Source organism: Myxacorys almedinensis A (assembly GCF_010091945.1).
In the GTDB taxonomy this organism is placed as follows: Bacteria; Cyanobacteriota; Cyanobacteriia; order Leptolyngbyales; family Leptolyngbyaceae; genus Myxacorys; species Myxacorys almedinensis.
Genome location: NZ_WVIE01000035.1, coordinates 1 through 16,578 on the forward strand (window position 1 = coordinate 1; position 16,578 = coordinate 16,578).

Sequence of the window (16,578 nt, forward strand, 5' to 3'; positions counted from 1 at the left end):
AAGCTCATCAGGACAAATCAAACAACGCTTTCCTAATCTTGCTTCCTTTCCTCTCCTTCAAGATGGATAAAGTCGAGTTGAGAAGCAGTCTAACTTCTTTTTAGAGAGAAAGTTTCCACATATCATCCCAAATTAGGTGAATAGGCAGAAACATTCTGCGATCGCGTTGAGTTGCCCATACTTTGAGTTCTTTGCCTGCGATCGCTAAAGTTGAAGCCTTAGAGCGATCGCTAGGAAAGAAGATTAGCCTCCCGTTTGGCTCTAGGCTTGGGAGGGCACGAGCGCAGGCTTCATCGCCGAAGGACGCCGATCAATCACCTGATCGATCAAACCGTAGTCTTTCGCTTCTTCAGAAGACATGAAGAAATCTCGCTCCGTATCCTCCTCAATGCGCTCTAGGGGTTGACCGGTGTGATCGGCAAGCAAAGAGTTCAGGTGCTGCTTGTGATAGAGAATTTCTTTTGCCTGAATTTCAATATCGGTCGCCTGACCTTGCGCTCCACCCAACGGCTGATGAATCATGATGCGCGAGTGAGGCAGGCTCATGCGTTTTCCTTTGGTTCCAGCACTAAGGAGAAACGCGCCCATGCTGGCGGCAAACCCAACACAAATTGTAGAAACCGCCGGACGAATCTGCTTGATGGTGTCGTAAATGCCCATGCCTGCCGTGACCGAGCCGCCCGGAGAGTTGATGTAGATATAAATATCTTTGTCAGAATCTTCTGACTCTAGAAACAGCAGTTGGGCGACGATGAGATTTGCCACATCAGAATCGATCGCTTGACCCAAAAAGACGATGCGCTCTCTGAGCAGCCGAGAATAGATATCAAAGGCGCGATCGCCGCGACCCGAACTTTCAATAACGGTAGGAATCATGGAGCCATCTCTAGTAGTTTGTTCTATTTTAGCGAGTTGCGGCAGAGGAGGTTGGGAACAGCAAAAAGACAAGGTATCTTGAGAACAAGAAATTGACTGGTTAAAATCGGCTGGTTGAAAAATCGGCTAGTCGAAATTGACGGGTTGAAAATCATTCCGAGGTAGCTGTGAAAAAGATTGGCTTAGTCTTACTCGTGCTGCTCGGCGGCACGCTTTCGGGTCTGTATTATTTTTGGCATCAAGCAACAAAACTTCCAGACTGGTATCAAGAAGGAACTCCGCAAGGCTCTGAAGGATCGCCAGAAGATATTGAGCAACGCGCGGCAACGGTTCAGCAAACGATTCAGGCGAAACTTCGGCACCGTCCTACCCCCTCTAGTTTGGCTACTGCCAGTTCTGGCAAACCGTCTGCCCAGGTTCCTCAGAGCCAACCTAACGGTGCGATCGCGAAAAAAGCAGTGGGCACCGTCCCCGCGCCAAGGTCTCGTCAAGATGTAGAAGTGCAGCTTAATCCGCAAGAACTCAATGACGTGTTGGTGTCTAAAATTGCCGAGCAGAGTCAAGCAAAGGCGCTGCCCAAGTCTGTGAAGAGTGTCCGGACTACGGTAGAAGCAGACACTCTGAAAACGGGGGCGATCGTGGATATGAAGGCGCTGAGAGAAAGCGATCTGGGCACTCAAGAGCAGACGTTTTTAACGGAGGCAGCCGCAAAGTTTCCGGGATTAAGCGATCGCAAGGTTTACATTGGCATCGAAGGGAAGCCTCGCATTCAAGACGGCAAAGTACAGTTTGATGATGAAACCCGAGTTCGAGTTGGCAACTTGAGGCTTACGATCGCAGAGATTGCCGAGCGCTTTGGTGTTTCTCCAGACCAAGTTAAAGAACAACTTGCCTTGAGGCTCCAGTTCAATAATCTGCATGTGAAAGATATTGAGTTGCTAAACGGAACCGCGATTCTGCGCGGATCGCCGACACCGACCACTGCTCCTTAGGAAAGATGCCAACGAGGGATGAAGGCGGAAAAATGAGACGTTTAGTTGTTCTTCCTGTTGCCATGCCAAATCGTCTTGCCCGCGCTCAAAGTCTCTACTTACGCAAACATGCGGATAATCCGATCGATTGGTGGACGTGGTGCCCCGACGCGATCGAGACGGCACGACGAGACGACAAAATTATCTTTTTATCGGTTGGGTATTCAAGTTGTCACTGGTGCACGGTGATGGAGGGCGAAGCGTTTTCAGATGCCGCGATCGCAGCCTACATGAACGCTAATTTTCTGCCGATCAAGGTCGATCGAGAAGAGCGACCCGACCTCGACAGCATCTACATGCAAGCGTTGCAAATGATCACAGGGCAAGGCGGATGGCCACTCAACATTTTTCTTTCGCCTGATGACTTGGTGCCCTTCTATGGCGGAACCTATTTTCCAGTTGATCCCAAATATGGACGCCCTGGATTTCTACAGGTTTTGGAAGCTATTCGGCTTTACTACGATCACGATAAAACAAAGCTAGATGGGATTAAAGGAGAGATTCTGACTCATTTACAGAATGCTACTCTGCTCTCGCCCACAGCCCTCAGCGACACGTTGCTGCGACGGGGTTTGGACTATAGCGCTGGGGTTTTGTCGTCTAAATCGCCGGGTCCGAGTTTTCCGATGATTCCCTATGCAGAGGCTGCCCTGCGATCGGTGCGCTTTGCCTGGAATTCTCCCTATAACTCCCACGAGGTTAGCGTTCAACGGGGCATGGATTTAGCGCTCGGAGGCATTTTTGACCATGTTGCAGGTGGCTTTCATCGCTACACCGTCGATCCCACATGGACGGTGCCACACTTTGAAAAAATGCTGTATGACAATGGGCAAATTGTGGAGTATCTTGCCAATCTGTGGGCGATGGGCATTCGAGAGCCTGGATTTGAACGCGCGATCGCACTGACGGTGCAATGGCTCAAGCGAGAAATGACGGCACCAGAAGGCTATTTCTATGCCGCGCAAGATGCAGATAATTTCGCCACGATCGATGCCGCAGAGCCTGAAGAAGGCGATTTCTACGTCTGGAGCTTTGCCGAACTGCACTCCCTGCTCACCCCCGAAGAAGTTGCCGAACTGCAAACCCAGTTTACGGTGACAGAGCACGGCAACTTTGAAGGGAAAACCGTATTGCAGCGGCGGCACGCGGGCAAACTCTCAGACTCGCTAGAAACTGCTCTGCATCACTTATTTGCTGCCCGATATGGAGCCTCCGCCGTGGATGTCTTTCCGCCTGCTCGCACGGCTGAGGCTGCAAAAACCATGGCGTGGTCGGGTCGCATTCCCCCAGTGACCGATACCAAAATGATCGTTGCCTGGAATAGTTTGATAATTTCTGGATTGGCGCGATCGTATGGCGTTTTCCGAACGCTAGAGGATCTAGAACTTGCCAGCCAAGCCGCCCGGTTTATTCTGCAAAACCAGTGGGTAAACCAACGATTCCACCGGGTGAACTATGATGGCAAGATTGAAATTTTAGCGCAGTCGGAAGATTATGCTCTGTTTATCAAAGCGTTGCTCGATCTCCATCAAGTCACCCGCAGCCTGCCCCCAAACGCCCCAGAACAGGAGACAGACTGGCTAGCCGCCGCCCTGCGCGTGCAAGCCGAGTTCGATGAATATTTGTGGAGCATTGAACTTGGCGGCTATTACAACACTGCAAAAGATGGAAGTCAGGAGTTGTTGATCCGGGAACGCAGTTATGTCGATAGTGCTACACCCTCGGCAAATGGGATTGCGATCGCCAATCTCATCCGGCTCTCTCTCCTGACCGAAAACCTGGATTATTTCGACCAAGCTGAACAAACCCTGCAAGCCTTCGCAAGCGTGATGGAACAATCTCCCTCAGCCTGCCCCAGCTTATTTTCCGCGTTGGATTGGTTCTGCAATCAAACCCTGATTCAGACCACCCCAGAGCAAATTTCTCAGCTAGAAACGCAGTATCTTCCGACGGTGGCGTTTTCAGTCTTAAATCCGATGCCAGACGGTGCAGTGGCGCTAGTGTGCCAAGGGCTTAGTTGTCAGGAGCCGGCTCGAACTCAAGAACAGCTTCACACTCAAGTGCAGCAGAGCCTTGTGAGAAAAAGCTAAAAACGCCCCATTTTGCGGGTATGGCTTGATTTGGGATCTACGGCGTTGAAGACGGGGCTGGAACTGGCTCAACCCCAAGGCTTTCGGCTGGACTCAACCCCTCGATCGCGCTTGCCCCAGGGCTGGGAGCCACCGTTGCAGCAGGCTGACTCGGCGGCATCTGATCGAGGGTAATCAGGGCATCGATCACCGCTTTCACGATCGGAGCCGCCACCGTCGAGCCAAACGCATCTTCTCCCTTCGGCTCATCAATCACCGCCGCTACCACATAGCGCGGATTCTCGACCGGAAAGATAGAAACAAAGCTGGTGATCTTGGCATTTTCCTGATAGCCGCCACTCGCACTTGCCTTTTGCGCCGTTCCAGTTTTGCCAGCAATGCGATAACCCGGCACTTGAGCCGCTTTGCCACTGCCCTTTTGCACAACCGACTCCATCATTTGAAGCACCGTTTGTGCCGTTTGGGGTGAGAAAATTTGCTGGGGCTGGGTCTGCCGCACAGGTTGCCAGTAGGGGTGCCCGGCTTCGTCGTACAAGCCTTGCACCACATGGGGCGTCAGCAACTTGCCCCCGCTTGCCAAAATGCCGTGCAGTTGCACCAGTTGAATGGGCGTTAGCGAAAATCCTTGTCCGAAGGCACTTGTTGCTGCATCGATCGCCGATTCGGTGAACGTCTTGCGGTCTTTAAGCTGTCCCGCAATTTCAAACGGCAGATCAATGCCGGTGGGTTGTCCAAGTCCAATTTTTTGCAGCCAGTTGTAGTAGTTATCGCGCTGCATTTGTTGCATGATGTGCACCATGCCGACGTTGCTAGAGCGCTCTAGAATCTGCGTGACGCTAGTTGCGCCCCGTGCTCCGGCGGTGGAGTAGTCAAAATTTTGGATTGGCCACTGGTCAACATAAATAGAGCCTTCGTCATTAAAAATCTGATCTGGTCGAATGGCTTTTGTTTCGAGGGCGATCGCAACATTAAGCGGTTTAAATGTTGATCCCGGTTCATATAAATCCGTCATTGCCCAGTTTTTGAACCGCTCGACATTGGCTTTGTAATATTCGTTGGGGTCGTAAGACGGCTCAGAAACCAGCGATCGCAGCGCGCCATCGGCGACATCCATCACCAGAACGACACCCCGTTTAGCGCCATATTTTTTCACCTGCTGCTGAAGCGCGCTCTGGGCAGTGCGTTGGACTCGGCTATCAACGGTCAACTGCAAATGCAGATTGTCAATATGCAAAAATCCACCGGGAATCCGATCGGGCATCATCGATCCCAGCCCCGTCCGGCTCAGGCGAACTGATTTAATCGAGCGCTGCAATAAATTTTTGTGACTGTGTTCAATGCCAGCCTGACCTTGCTGATCTACATCTACATAACCCACCACATCAGCCGTGAGATGCTGCTGTGGATACAGGCGTTGCTGCTGTTGTGCTAGATCTATCCCATCAATCTGTAAATTTAGCAGCCGATCCGCCGTATTCTCAGAGAGCGCCACTTCTAGCCGAATGCCGCTCTCTGCGGTATCGAGTTTGCGTAAAAGCTCTCCGGCAGACTTACCCAAAATCGGAGCTAGCTTTTCAGCCACCGTTGTTTTAGGTTCTTTAAACGACACTGGATGAGCATAGAGGGTGTAAACCGGCTGATCGATGGCTAGCACGTTGCCTATGCGATCGACAATGGGGCGACGGGGAATAAACGGGCGTAAAAAAATGGTTTGCTGCGATCGCGCTTGTTTTAGCAAATCTGGAGCCTGAATGACCTGAAGCCGCACCAAATTGAGCACCAGCAGCACCATTGCACCGAGCAATACCGCCCATACCATCACCAGCCGCCGGGCGCTCGGTTTGGCGTGCGCCGTCCGAAGGCGCTCTAGCAGCCGCCTCATCCCAGCATTGCCCGGACGATTTAGCCCCAAACTGTTAGTTGCCAAGCGAGAAGAGCGCGATCGCAGATCAGACAGCAGGGTTGCCAATGTTGCCGAAACAGGCTTTGAGCCACGCTGCGAGGCTGGCAGACGCATCTGAGTTGGGCGTAAATGATTTGTGGGTTTACTCCGCTTCACCATTGCTTTAGGCTCCTTGTTTGGCCCTGATTCGGTTAATACCCTAGCGGTGCGATCGGTGAAGCTTGAGGAGGGGTAAGCGGGGTCGGAGCGTCTCCCCGGCTCGGAGCAGGTCTTAGAAAAATCAGCCGATCCGGACTTTGCGGCACCAAGGTCGAACCCGGACGATTGCCCTGTTTAGCGATTTGATCTTTCAGCATTTCTTTATTGGTGGTGAGTTGCCGCTCATGGCGTCGCAGGGTCTCAAGCTGCTGATATTCTTTGCCCCACACTTGCTGAGAATAAACCGTCCAGCCATAGACTGCCAACACCGACCCAGCCAGCCCAAACGTGGCAACCACCGACGCTTGCTGCACCCACAGCAGCGATCGCACCCACGCTGGAACCGACGCTTGCGCCGGTAAACGCTGCACCTGACGATCAGGGCTAAAGAGAGAGACGCGCCGAGGGTCTGAAGAACGGGGAGAGACGTGACGGGGTGAAGCAGGGCGTTTGCGTCGAGATGGATTCAGCGCAACAGACATAAGCGTTACCAGCATTCCTAGAGCAGTGAGACTGAATACACCCTAACGTTGCATTATCAGTACGTATACGGCGACAGCCAAATCGCTGTCTTAGACGCCCCTTATTGTATCTACAGACTCGCAAAGTGAGACCGAAAATTTAGGATTCTGATGATTAGCCGATCGGCAAAACCAATCGGCTCATGAGTCGTCCGTCTTCTAGTTTGTAGAGGTTAAACTCTCCGCCTAGTTGCTTCATTAACGACTGACAAATGGCAAGATGCAGCCCTGGTGCTTTGTCAATCAGAGACGGTGCGAGCAAATCAACGGCTCTGCCCCGTTCTAAGTCATCGATCAACCGTGGCTCAACCGTGCCATCGTCGGTAATGGAAACCTCGATCCAGCGCGCATCGAGGGGGCGGCACCAAATATCGATGCGTCCGCCGGGGTGCGATCGCTGGCAGGCAAGCAGCAGCAATTCATACAGCACCAGTTCGATCTTGGCGATGTCTCCGGTAACCATGGGGTTGGTATCGTTGTGCACCTGCGACCAGAGTTGGCGCTGTTTGATCAAATGATCCACCCGATCTAGAGCACGACGCAGCAGACTGATCAACGGCACGGTGTCGGTGCGGTGGGTCAGTTGCCACTGTTCATCTCGAATCACGGCGTTGATCGGCGCGATCGCATCGTCGATCTGGCGTAAGATCTGCTGCTGACGAGTTGCCATGAGTGGCTCTGGAGCAGAGCTTGGCATCTCGCCAAGCCGGGTCACCCCCGATTTGACGGCTCGGTACATATCTTCTAGGCGGCGGTGTTTATACCAACTCAAGCGCTCCAAGCGATCGCGCTGGGCTTTCAAGCTTTCAGACACCATAAGATAGCGCCGCGACCAGGCAAACTGGCTCACAAGAATCGTCAACGCCGCGATTTGACGGTCGATCCACTGACGATCCAACGTATCCACCACGATCAGCACTGCCGATGGCTCGTGCTCGGCGGCTGTCCGCAGTGCCATCATCAGCAGTTGTCCTGCCTCTGGCGCGTTGAGCCATTGCCGTGTTTCGGGCGGAATGTCATCGATCGAGAGCGGCACAATGCCATCGTGGGCAAGGGCGCGGTGCATCAAAACATCGGTTTCCAGAGATACCTTCAACACCGGATTGCAGCTAAACCGCCGATCGCTCTCGATCGATTGCATCAGCCGCCCAGCCCGTTTGCCCGGAAACCACGAGACCAAAGCCGCCACGGGTGCTTGCAGCACTTGAGCAATGTATTGCAGCGCCGAGCGTTCTAACAGGTCTAACTGCTGGGTTTGCTGCATCGAGGCTAGCCCCCATTGAATCGTTTGATAAATTTTCTGCTGCTGTTCGTGCTGCTGCTGGAGTTGCCATTGTCGCAAGATTAACCCAATCTGCCGGGCAACGGCTTGGGTCAATTCGCCTTCGGGTTGGCTCCAGGCACGGGGCGTTTCGTGAGCCACAATCAGTAACCCTTCGACCGACTGCCCAAGCGCCGTATTGCACAGAAGCAGCGATCGCACATCTAGTTCTAACAGGGTCTCCCGCCAGGCCGCGAGGCGCAAATCTTCTTCGATGTTTTCAATGGCGATCGCGCCCTGGTGACGCTCTAGCATGTCCCAGTCGATCGGGCTGAGCGTTCCTAAACGGGTGCCAAGTGCCCGTCGGTTCTTGGGATGGCTTTGATAGCACACCTCAAAGTGACCCTGTTCTGGGTTGTAGAGCAGGGCGAGAAAGCGATCGGTGCGGAGCCGTTTGCCCAGCAGTTCTGCCGCATTTTTCAGGGTGACTTTCCAATCGCTGGTGTCGTAGATCGAATGGGCAATTTCTGCCGTTAACGCTTGGTCGAGTTTGGTTTGCTCGATCATGGTTTCCATGTCTTCGAGCGGTGCCACCAAGGCTATGAGTTGGGCGGCTCCTCGAATGAATTTTTTTTCCCCTTCTTGCCAAACCCTGGCATCGCTGCCTTCGGCGGCAAGGAATCCTAACAGTTCGTTGCGGTAAAGAATCGGAGCCGCTAGCAGCGATCGCGCTTTGATGTTTTGCATCACCCGGCTGGTGACATCGGATCTAAGCGAACTCATCGCTTCGCCGATCGACACGACCTGATCTGCCATCAGTGCCTGGTAGAAACTGCTCATTTCTTGCACCGTCATCCCTGAGACCGGCTGATTTTCGGTAAGCGCTGGCTCGGCACTGGGCAGACCCCGAGTCGGAGATTTTTGATGGGTGACTCGCCGCCAAAAATAGCGACGCTGGCGCTCAAACCAATAGATACTCGTGCGAGTGGGCTGAATAAACTGATGGGCTTCGTCTACGACAATATCGAGCCGTTGACCCAAATTGGGCAGCGATCGCAGGTGAGCCAGCAAGCGCAGCAGTGGCTCATCCAACTGTTTGATCTGCTGGCGTCGTTGTTCGGTTTCAACCCGTTCCAACGCTGCCGCCAAACTGCCCAACACCATAGACAGCAACGCCTTCTCTTCTGTTTTTGGAAAATTTCCCCACAGCCGCGATCCCAAAATTGCTGCTCCAAAGCAGCATTCTTGATAGGAAATTGGAAAGATCATCGTGCCTTGGATGCCCCACCGCTGTGCGAATTTGCCCCATTCATTAGCTCGGACTTCTTCACGCAGATCAGGAAAGCTGAGCGGGCGCTGCTGAATCACAATTTGCTCTAGCACATCGCCTGAAGTCAAGGTAAAGCGCTGCTTGAGCACGGCAGCATCGTTGCCTAAAGGCGTGGTTCCGCCTTTGCCAGAGAGCCGATGAGCGGCGCGATCGTAGAGTCCGATCCAGATTAGATCAGAGCCAAAATCAGCCTTGAGATAGGTCAATACTGCCTCTACAAGCGCGTCAATGCTTGTTCCTTCCCGCAAGGTTTGGAGGACGCGCCCCAGGCTGACAAGGTGCTGATCATAAGAGGTTGGCTCTTTGGTTTGGCTCATGGAATCCGGCGGCTTAGATTAGCGGTGGCGGTGGATGCTTCGCACAGGAAGCGCTCAAGAGACGAAAACGTTCGTACTCCTTGCTTAGAGTGCCCTGGAAGGGTAGTAGATGCGCTATGGTGAATTCCGACGGTTGTGTTGGGGTTGCCGCGGGTGCAATCGAGGGAGGGTGCGTTGGTGGATTTATATCAAGCCGTGGTGCGTCCAGTTTTGTTTTCGGCAATCCACGCTGATCCCGAATGGTTGGCTCAGCAGACGCTGCGATCGCTCAGTTGGCTCGATCAAGACCCTGCCGTTGCCAAGCGGTGGCTGCGATCGCGCTTGGATCGGCTCTACGGGTTTAGCCATGCTCGCCTGGGGCAAACGCTCTGGGGGCGGTCGTTTGCCAATCCCATCGGTTTGGCGGCAGGGTTTGATAAAGATGGCATTGCTGCCAATGTGTGGTCTCACTTTGGGTTTGGCTTTGCCGAAGTGGGCACCGTTACGCTCCATGCTCAACCCGGAAACCCTCAACCTCGGCTGTTTCGCCTGCCTGTCGATCGCGCGGCGCTAAATCGCATGGGCTTTAATAACCAAGGGGCAGCAGCCCTAGCAGAACGATTGACCCTCCGCACCAGCGCATTTCCCATCGGGATCAATTTAGGCAAGTCAAAGATGACGCCGTTAGAAGACGCGGCAGCCGACTATAGCGGGAGTTTTCGGCAGCTAAAAGACCTGGGCGATTATTTTGTTGTGAATGTCAGTTCTCCGAACACACCGGGGCTGCGATCGCTGCAAGCCACCGATCAGCTAGAACCGATTTTGGCTGCCTTGCAGCAAGAAAATAGCGCTGGAAAACCGCTTTTGATCAAAATTGCACCCGACTTAGAGTGGGACGACATTGCTGCCGTCGTGACGTTGGCTCAGCGCTATCATCTCTCAGGCATCATCGCCACCAACACCACCATTCGCCGAGATGGGCTAAAAACCCGTGCGATCGCAGCCACAGGCAAGCCCGTCACCGAAGAAGCAGGCGGCATTAGCGGTGCGCCCCTAAGAACGCGATCCACCGAGGTGATTCATTTCGTCTACCAACACACCAAGGGAACGCTGCCCATCATTGGAGTGGGAGGAGTGTTTACCCCAGAGGATGCTTGGGAAAAAATTGCCGCAGGGGCAACGCTGGTTCAAGTCTACACAGGCTGGATCTATGAAGGGCCAGGCATGGTGCGTCGCATTCTTCAAGGGCTATTGCAGAAGTTAGACCAGCAGGGCATGACGTCGATCAGCGAAGCGATCGGGTTAGCTCATCATTGATTAACTAGCTCATCCATTAATTAGCTCATCATTGACACTATTGATTAACCCATCATCGACACTAGCGTAACTTCCCACACAAGCTGCGGCTGGACGTACGCCAGCAAATATTTTCTCGTATCTTCGAGCAACTGGAGCGCGGTTGCACTGCCCGTCTGCGACCAATACACCTGCTGAAGATAATCGACTAGCCACAGTTGCGCGTCGCTGTCTAGGGTCTTGGCGATCGTCCGCGCTAGTTCCAATGCTCCTCGTAGCGAAGAGGGTAATGTCTTTGCCGACTCTAGCACCGCCGCCGGAATCGTTTGGAGTTGATGCCAATGCGCGATCGCGGCTCCTGGACTGCCCTGAGCCAGTGCCAAAATCTGCGGCTGAGATAAAATTTCGGCTTGCCCCACCTGCCGGAGCACCTGCATCATTGCCACGCCATCTAGCCGGTAAAACGGGATGCGCTGGCAGCGAGACACCAAGGTTGGCAGCAGCGCTTCCCCTTGAGGAGCCAGCAGAATAATTGTTGCTTTTCCCGGTTCTTCCAAGGTCTTGAGCAGGGCATTGGCGGCTGCTTCGGGCATGGTTTCGGCAGCCTCGATCACAACCACCGATCGCGGTGCTTCCATCGGAGGACGACCGAGAAACTGAGTAATCTCTCGAATCTGCTCTAAGCGCACCATGGGCGGCGTTTTGCGCTTGAGACCGGCGGCGTCTGCCTCGCTCGCAGAGAACCGCTTGCCCTGATGAACATAGATCGGCTCGACCCAGAGCAAATCTGGATGGTTGCGGCTCGCAATGCGGTGAGGGAGAGATGGCGCGATCGCAAGGCGCGGAGACTGAGAGAGCAGCAGGGTAAGGAAACACTCCGCCGCGAGGCGTTTCCCAATGCCCGGAGACCCGGCAAACAGGTAGGCAGGCGCAACGCGATCGCGGGCGATCGCTTGCATCAATAGCTCGACGGCTTGGGGTTGTCCGATCAGGGGCGCAAAGACAAACATAGAGGCATAAGGGCATGAAGCGTATTTCAGTGTAGCGCTATGGGTCAAACTTCATAACTAGCAAGGTTAAACCATTGGCTCAAAGACTCGCTTAGAACGATTTCAATCCGTTCAGCCACCTGTAGTTCGCTGCCGCTCGCATCAACTCGGACAAAGCGCTGAGGCTCTGTTTGGGCGAGGTGAGCAAATCCGTGCCGCACCCGTCGATGGAAGTCAACATCCGCTTGCTCAATGCGATCGCCGATAGGTGAGCTTCCTTGGGAATCGCCGATAGGTGAGCTTCCTTGGGAATCGCCGATAGGTGAGCTTCCTTGGGAATCGCCTTTTCCCCGTTGCTGCATTCTCGCCAAGCCTGTCTCTACGTCTAGATCAAGCCAAAGGGTCAGATCGCTTTGCAATCCCTGCGTAGCAATTTGGTTTAGATGCCCAATCAGGGTGAAATCCAATCCTCGACCGTAGCCTTGGTAGGCAATCGTTGAATCGGTGTAGCGATCGCACAAAATCAAATCATTTGCTGCTAAATGAGGTCGCAAGAATCCCTCAACATGCTGAGCGCGATCGGCAGCATACAGTAACAATTCCGCCCGATCGTGAATCGCTTCAGACGCAGGATTTAGCAACAATTGCCGAATGGTCGTTCCGAGGGTTGTGCCACCTGGTTCGCGAGTGAGAATTAAATCTTTGATCACCCCTCGCTTTTGCAGCGCTGGCAGCCATCGACTATTTGAAAGCCACTGCCGCGATCGCGCCAACTGCGTAGTCTTACCACAGCCTTCAGTCCCTTCAAAAACAATCAGTTTTCCGGTCATGGGAAATGCTCAACAAACCTTCAAGAAAATATCCCACATAATTAGGAATTCGGTATAAAGGTCGTAGGATTTGTGCTGATCGCTCACCGCAACTGTCCTTATTCTCTTCGCAGAGTGTCTATAGACACGTATGATGAAGATTCCGTTATTGCACGCTTGGGATTAGCTATGGCTCGTTATACTTGTCTCTTCACGCTTGGCGCTTCACTAGAAAACCTCATCCCGTTAATCAACGAGACCCTCCAGTCGTGCAATCTCAACGTCATCTATTTCAATGCCGATTACATTATGGCAAAAGAGATTCCTGGGAAGGTGCCTTTTCCTAAGCTGGTCACGGTTGAAGTGCTCGTCGATCGCACAACCGCAACTGGCGAAGAAGTAAAAGTTAATTTAGTCAGCAAAAACGAAGAGTTACCGCTTCAGACCGATAATCACTGCTATCAGGTGTTTGACGTTATCACAAAGGCAATTAGCGAAGATAAAAATTGGCGGCTCATTGAAACGGTGCGGTAAGTTGGTAGCGCTTCAACCGTCAGGATGCTTTTCTTAATCATCCAGGGGTTGGCAACGATGACCCTCTGGTTTGATCTGATGAGATGATTGGATTGATTGACCGTCAAGTGCGATCGCTAGGTGGTGAGGCAGTCTAAACTTTGCAATTTGAAACCCTTGGAGCGTTGCCACCCGCTACTCCAGAGTAATGTATCGGATCGTTGGCGTTATTGCCCACATCAACAGGACTTGCCCAGATTCAAGCCCTCAATCCTCTGGATCACCCACCATATTGGGGCTAATCAGGGTGATGTCAAACTCATCGGGGGGAACCGTCAGCACCGCATCCCGCTTTAGCAGATAGTAAATCGCTCGGACTTGTGGTCCAAACACCACTTCATCTTCATTTCGCAGGTCATATTGCTGAAGCTTGCGACCATTGATTAATAGCCCATTTGCACTGGGTTTGCCTTTGAGGTTGCCGTCTACGATTCGGTAATAGTAAGTACCATTTTCGTTGGGCAATTGCAATAACGTGGCATGACGACGAGACACAAACTGTGACACCAATCGAATGTCGCACTTTGGATCTCGCCCAATCGAATACACCGGGGCGTCTAAGACAAACTCTCGGCGTCCTTTATCGTCTTCGATGATTAAAAGATGATTTTGATGGGGTTCTGAGGGCATTGAAACTCAATTAGGGGTGATGAGTGACGGCAAGGAGAATCTGCAACCTACCTAAGTAAAATACCCGATTACAAGTTGAAGGATTCGGTACTTTTCCAAGAAACCTTATCAAGACACTTCTTCTCCTGCATGACCGAATGCATCCTAACAGAGTTTCAGAGGTTGGCGCACGTCCATTGTTAAGCTTGTTAACAGTAGATTTTTGTTGATCTAACTTTCTAAGTTTCAGAAGTTGGTGCACATCTGTTGGCGCGCATCTGTTGGGATTGATCAACCCTTGTCAACCGCTGTCAATGGCGTATGCCAAGGGTTAGCCTTGGGAGGAAGAAAAAGAGTGTCTGAGCAACAGAGAATTGCTGACTACACTAACGGAGCTAAATGCCATTAAAGCACCTGCGGCGGCAGGACTGAGCAAAAGCCCCAGGGAGGGAAGAAGCACACCTGCTGCGATCGGGATGCCTAGCAAATTATAGGCAAATGCCCAAAATAAGTTCTGGCGAATTTTACGAAACGTCGCACGGCTGAGGCGAATCGATTCCACCACATCAGATAAGCGATCGCGCATCAAAACAATTCCAGCCGTCTCGATTGCCACCTCAGTTCCAGATTTTAGCGCGATGCCGATATCCGCTTGAGCCAGGGCAGGCGCATCGTTGATGCCGTCCCCAACCATGGCAACACACTGCCCCTGGGCTTGCAGTTGGGCAATTTTAGCCGCTTTGCCCTGGGGCAAAACCTCTGCTAGCACCGAGTCAATGCCCACTTCTGCCGCGATCGCATGGGCGGTGGCGTGGCGATCACCCGTCAGCAAGACGACCCGAAGCCCCATGCCTTTCAGCGTAGCGACGGTGGCTTTGGCATCTGCTCTCAGCACGTCTGTCACCGCCAGCAGACCCACCAGCGATGACGCCAGCGCCACGTAGACCACCGTTTTTCCTTGAGCCGCCAAATCCGCCGCTTGAGCATGAACGGTCTGCTCTATCTTCACCTGATGCTGCTCCAGCCAAGCCGCAGTCCCCAACAGCACGGGCTGATAGGTGCCTTCCCACAACACGTTGGCAGAGACGCCAAACCCGGCTTCGGTATAAAAATCTTGAGCCGCCAGTTCCGGTACTGCTTGCTGACGGGCGGCTTGGGTGATGGCTTGCGCCAATGGGTGACGTGTGCCCCTTTCCACCGAGGCTGCAAGCTGGAGCAAGGGAACACCGGTTTGAACCACCAACGAGTCGGTCACGATGGGTTGCCCGGCGGTTAAGGTGCCGGTCTTGTCAAAGACAATCGTATCGAGGTGATGAACTTGCTCTAAAACATCTCCCCCGCGAATCAGCAAGCCCCGCTCGGCTCCGATGCCTGAGCCAACGAGAATGGCGGTGGGAGTGGCAAGCCCAAGAGCACAGGGACAGGCAATCACCAGCACCGCGATCGCGAGTTTTAAGCTCAGAAGTTGGGACGATGAGTGTGGCTCGGCGCTATGCATCATGGCGTGTTCTGCGCCCAATAAGGCATAGTTGGACTGCATCACCACCTCTGCCCAGACATGAGTGCCGATCAAAAACCAAAAGCAGAACGTCAGGGTGGCGATCGCCATGACGCCGTAGGTAAAGTAGCCTGCGACCGTATCGGCAAGGGTTTGAATCGGGGCTTTACGGGCTTGTGCCGCTTCTACCAAGCCGATGATCTGGGCGAGGGTGGTGTCTTGTCCGATCCGGGTGACCCGCAGCGCGATCGCACCCGACTGATTTAGGGTTCCGGCTGCCACATCGTCTCCAGGCTGCTTTTGAACGGGAAGCGGTTCCCCCGTGAGCATCGATTCGTCCACCGTGGTCTGCCCTGCCACCACTTCGCCATCAACGGGTATTTTCTCCCCAGGCAACACTTGGAGCCATTCTCCCAGCCGCACCTCTGCGATCGGAACATCGATCGGGGCTTGGGTAGCTCCGGCTCCTTGCTCAATTCGTCTTGCCGATTGAGGCTGCAACGCAAACAAAGCGTGCAGGGCAGATGCGGCGCGCCCTCGTGCCCGTTGTTCTAGGGTTCGTCCCAACAAAATGAAGCCAACGAGCATCACGGGTTCATCAAAAAAGCACTCCCATCCCAATTGGGGGAATAGTAGCGCGACTAAGCTGGCGGCAAAGGCGCTGATCGTGCCCAGGCTCACCAGCGTATTCATGTTGGGCGCGTTGCGGCGCAATCCTCGCCAACCGTCTACCACCATCGACCGTCCGGGGAACAGGAGGGCTGCCGCCGCTAAGCCGCAGTGAAACCAAATATTGCTCAGTCCCGGAATGACCACTCCAGTGAACTGATTGAGATGCCCGATGGTGGAGAGGACGAGCAGCAGAATCGCGATCGCCAGCCGTTGATTTTGCTGCTGATGCTCCTGGGATCGCCGCTCAGCTAAGTCCACAAATTCTGGCTGACCTGCTGACGATCTTGGCTGGCTCGGAAATCCAGATTCTGTCAACCTCTCCGCAAGACTAGCCGGATCGACACTCGGTTCACAGGCAACCGTCGCCAGTTCTGTAACTAAATTGACGGTTGCGCTCAGCACACCAGGATATTGCGTCAATTGCTGTTCAACCGCGCTCACGCATCCTGCACATTTCATTCCGGTCACATCTAGGGTGATGGTTTCGGGTTTGGAGGTCTCCTCGGTTGCGATCGACAAGAGGTTCTCAGGCAAAATATCAGGCTCCACACAAGCGTCTATCTTGAGCGTAGATGATGTTTTGCCAAATTAACGTGCGATCGCTAACTTTTCTAGATCGCGATCGT

At 53.4% G+C, this 16,578-nt stretch carries 12 protein-coding genes; 4 read left to right on the forward strand and 8 right to left on the reverse strand.

The genetic code is table 11. The features are described 5' to 3' along the window. Positions 1 to 261 precede the first annotated feature (261 nt). The gene (gene clpP / locus GS601_RS20430) at positions 262 to 876 is read right to left on the reverse strand and encodes an ATP-dependent Clp endopeptidase proteolytic subunit ClpP (RefSeq protein ID WP_162425145.1); all 615 of its coding nucleotides are present in this window, start codon (positions 874 to 876) and stop codon (positions 262 to 264) included. Between the two features lie 167 nt (positions 877 to 1,043). On the opposite strand from clpP, the gene GS601_RS20435 reads away from it, so the two are divergent. Both GS601_RS20435 and GS601_RS20440 read left to right on the forward strand, forming a co-directional pair. Continuing rightward, positions 1,044 to 1,868, forward strand: coding sequence for a hypothetical protein (locus GS601_RS20435; protein WP_162425146.1), 825 nt, complete (start codon positions 1,044 to 1,046; stop codon positions 1,866 to 1,868). A 32-nt stretch (positions 1,869 to 1,900) separates the two neighbouring features. Then, positions 1,901 to 3,997, forward strand: a complete 2,097-nt coding sequence (locus tag GS601_RS20440; protein WP_338017098.1) for a thioredoxin domain-containing protein — start codon at positions 1,901 to 1,903, stop codon at positions 3,995 to 3,997. Positions 3,998 to 4,034: 37 nt separating this feature from the next. On the opposite strand, the gene GS601_RS20445 is transcribed toward GS601_RS20440, so the two are convergent. The 3 genes from GS601_RS20445 to GS601_RS20455 all read right to left on the reverse strand — a co-directional run bounded on the left by GS601_RS20445 (position 4,035) and on the right by GS601_RS20455 (position 9,527). Continuing rightward, entirely contained in the window at positions 4,035 to 6,059 is a 2,025-nt protein-coding gene (locus tag GS601_RS20445) for a peptidoglycan D,D-transpeptidase FtsI family protein (protein WP_238393409.1), read from the reverse strand. 32 nt (positions 6,060 to 6,091) lie between these two features. Further along, positions 6,092 to 6,580 carry a hypothetical protein gene (locus GS601_RS20450; protein WP_162425148.1) on the reverse strand — a complete coding sequence of 163 codons (489 nt, stop codon included), beginning with the start codon at positions 6,578 to 6,580 and terminating at the stop codon, positions 6,092 to 6,094. Between the two features lie 154 nt (positions 6,581 to 6,734). Further along, positions 6,735 to 9,527 carry a sensor histidine kinase gene (locus GS601_RS20455; protein ID WP_162425149.1) on the reverse strand — a complete coding sequence of 931 codons (2,793 nt, stop codon included), beginning with the start codon at positions 9,525 to 9,527 and terminating at the stop codon, positions 6,735 to 6,737. Between the two features lie 153 nt (positions 9,528 to 9,680). On the opposite strand from GS601_RS20455, the gene GS601_RS20460 reads away from it, so the two are divergent. After that, a complete protein-coding gene (locus tag GS601_RS20460; protein ID WP_338017099.1) occupies positions 9,681 to 10,823 on the forward strand; it encodes a quinone-dependent dihydroorotate dehydrogenase in 1,143 nt (380 codons plus the stop codon). 44 nt (positions 10,824 to 10,867) lie between these two features. On the opposite strand, the gene GS601_RS20465 is transcribed toward GS601_RS20460, so the two are convergent. Both GS601_RS20465 and tmk read right to left on the reverse strand, forming a co-directional pair. Next, the gene (locus GS601_RS20465) at positions 10,868 to 11,812 is read right to left on the reverse strand and encodes a DNA polymerase III subunit delta' (RefSeq protein WP_162425151.1); all 945 of its coding nucleotides are present in this window, start codon (positions 11,810 to 11,812) and stop codon (positions 10,868 to 10,870) included. 44 nt (positions 11,813 to 11,856) lie between these two features. Further along, positions 11,857 to 12,621 carry a dTMP kinase gene (gene tmk / locus GS601_RS20470; RefSeq protein WP_162425152.1) on the reverse strand — a complete coding sequence of 255 codons (765 nt, stop codon included), beginning with the start codon at positions 12,619 to 12,621 and terminating at the stop codon, positions 11,857 to 11,859. Positions 12,622 to 12,789: 168 nt separating this feature from the next. Between tmk and GS601_RS20475 the strand changes: the two genes are divergently transcribed. Then, positions 12,790 to 13,134: a hypothetical protein gene (locus GS601_RS20475; RefSeq protein ID WP_162425153.1), complete on the forward strand. Its 345-nt coding sequence runs from the start codon at positions 12,790 to 12,792 to the stop codon at positions 13,132 to 13,134. A gap of 246 nt (positions 13,135 to 13,380) precedes the next feature. On the opposite strand, the gene GS601_RS20480 is transcribed toward GS601_RS20475, so the two are convergent. Together GS601_RS20480 and GS601_RS20485 are read right to left on the reverse strand one after the other, a co-directional pair. Then, on the reverse strand, positions 13,381 to 13,803 hold the full coding sequence (locus tag GS601_RS20480; protein ID WP_162425154.1) for an FHA domain-containing protein: 423 nt from the start codon (positions 13,801 to 13,803) through the stop codon (positions 13,381 to 13,383). A 310-nt stretch (positions 13,804 to 14,113) separates the two neighbouring features. Then, positions 14,114 to 16,486, reverse strand: coding sequence for a heavy metal translocating P-type ATPase (locus GS601_RS20485; RefSeq protein ID WP_274382015.1), 2,373 nt, complete (start codon positions 16,484 to 16,486; stop codon positions 14,114 to 14,116). Positions 16,487 to 16,578 lie beyond the last annotated feature (92 nt).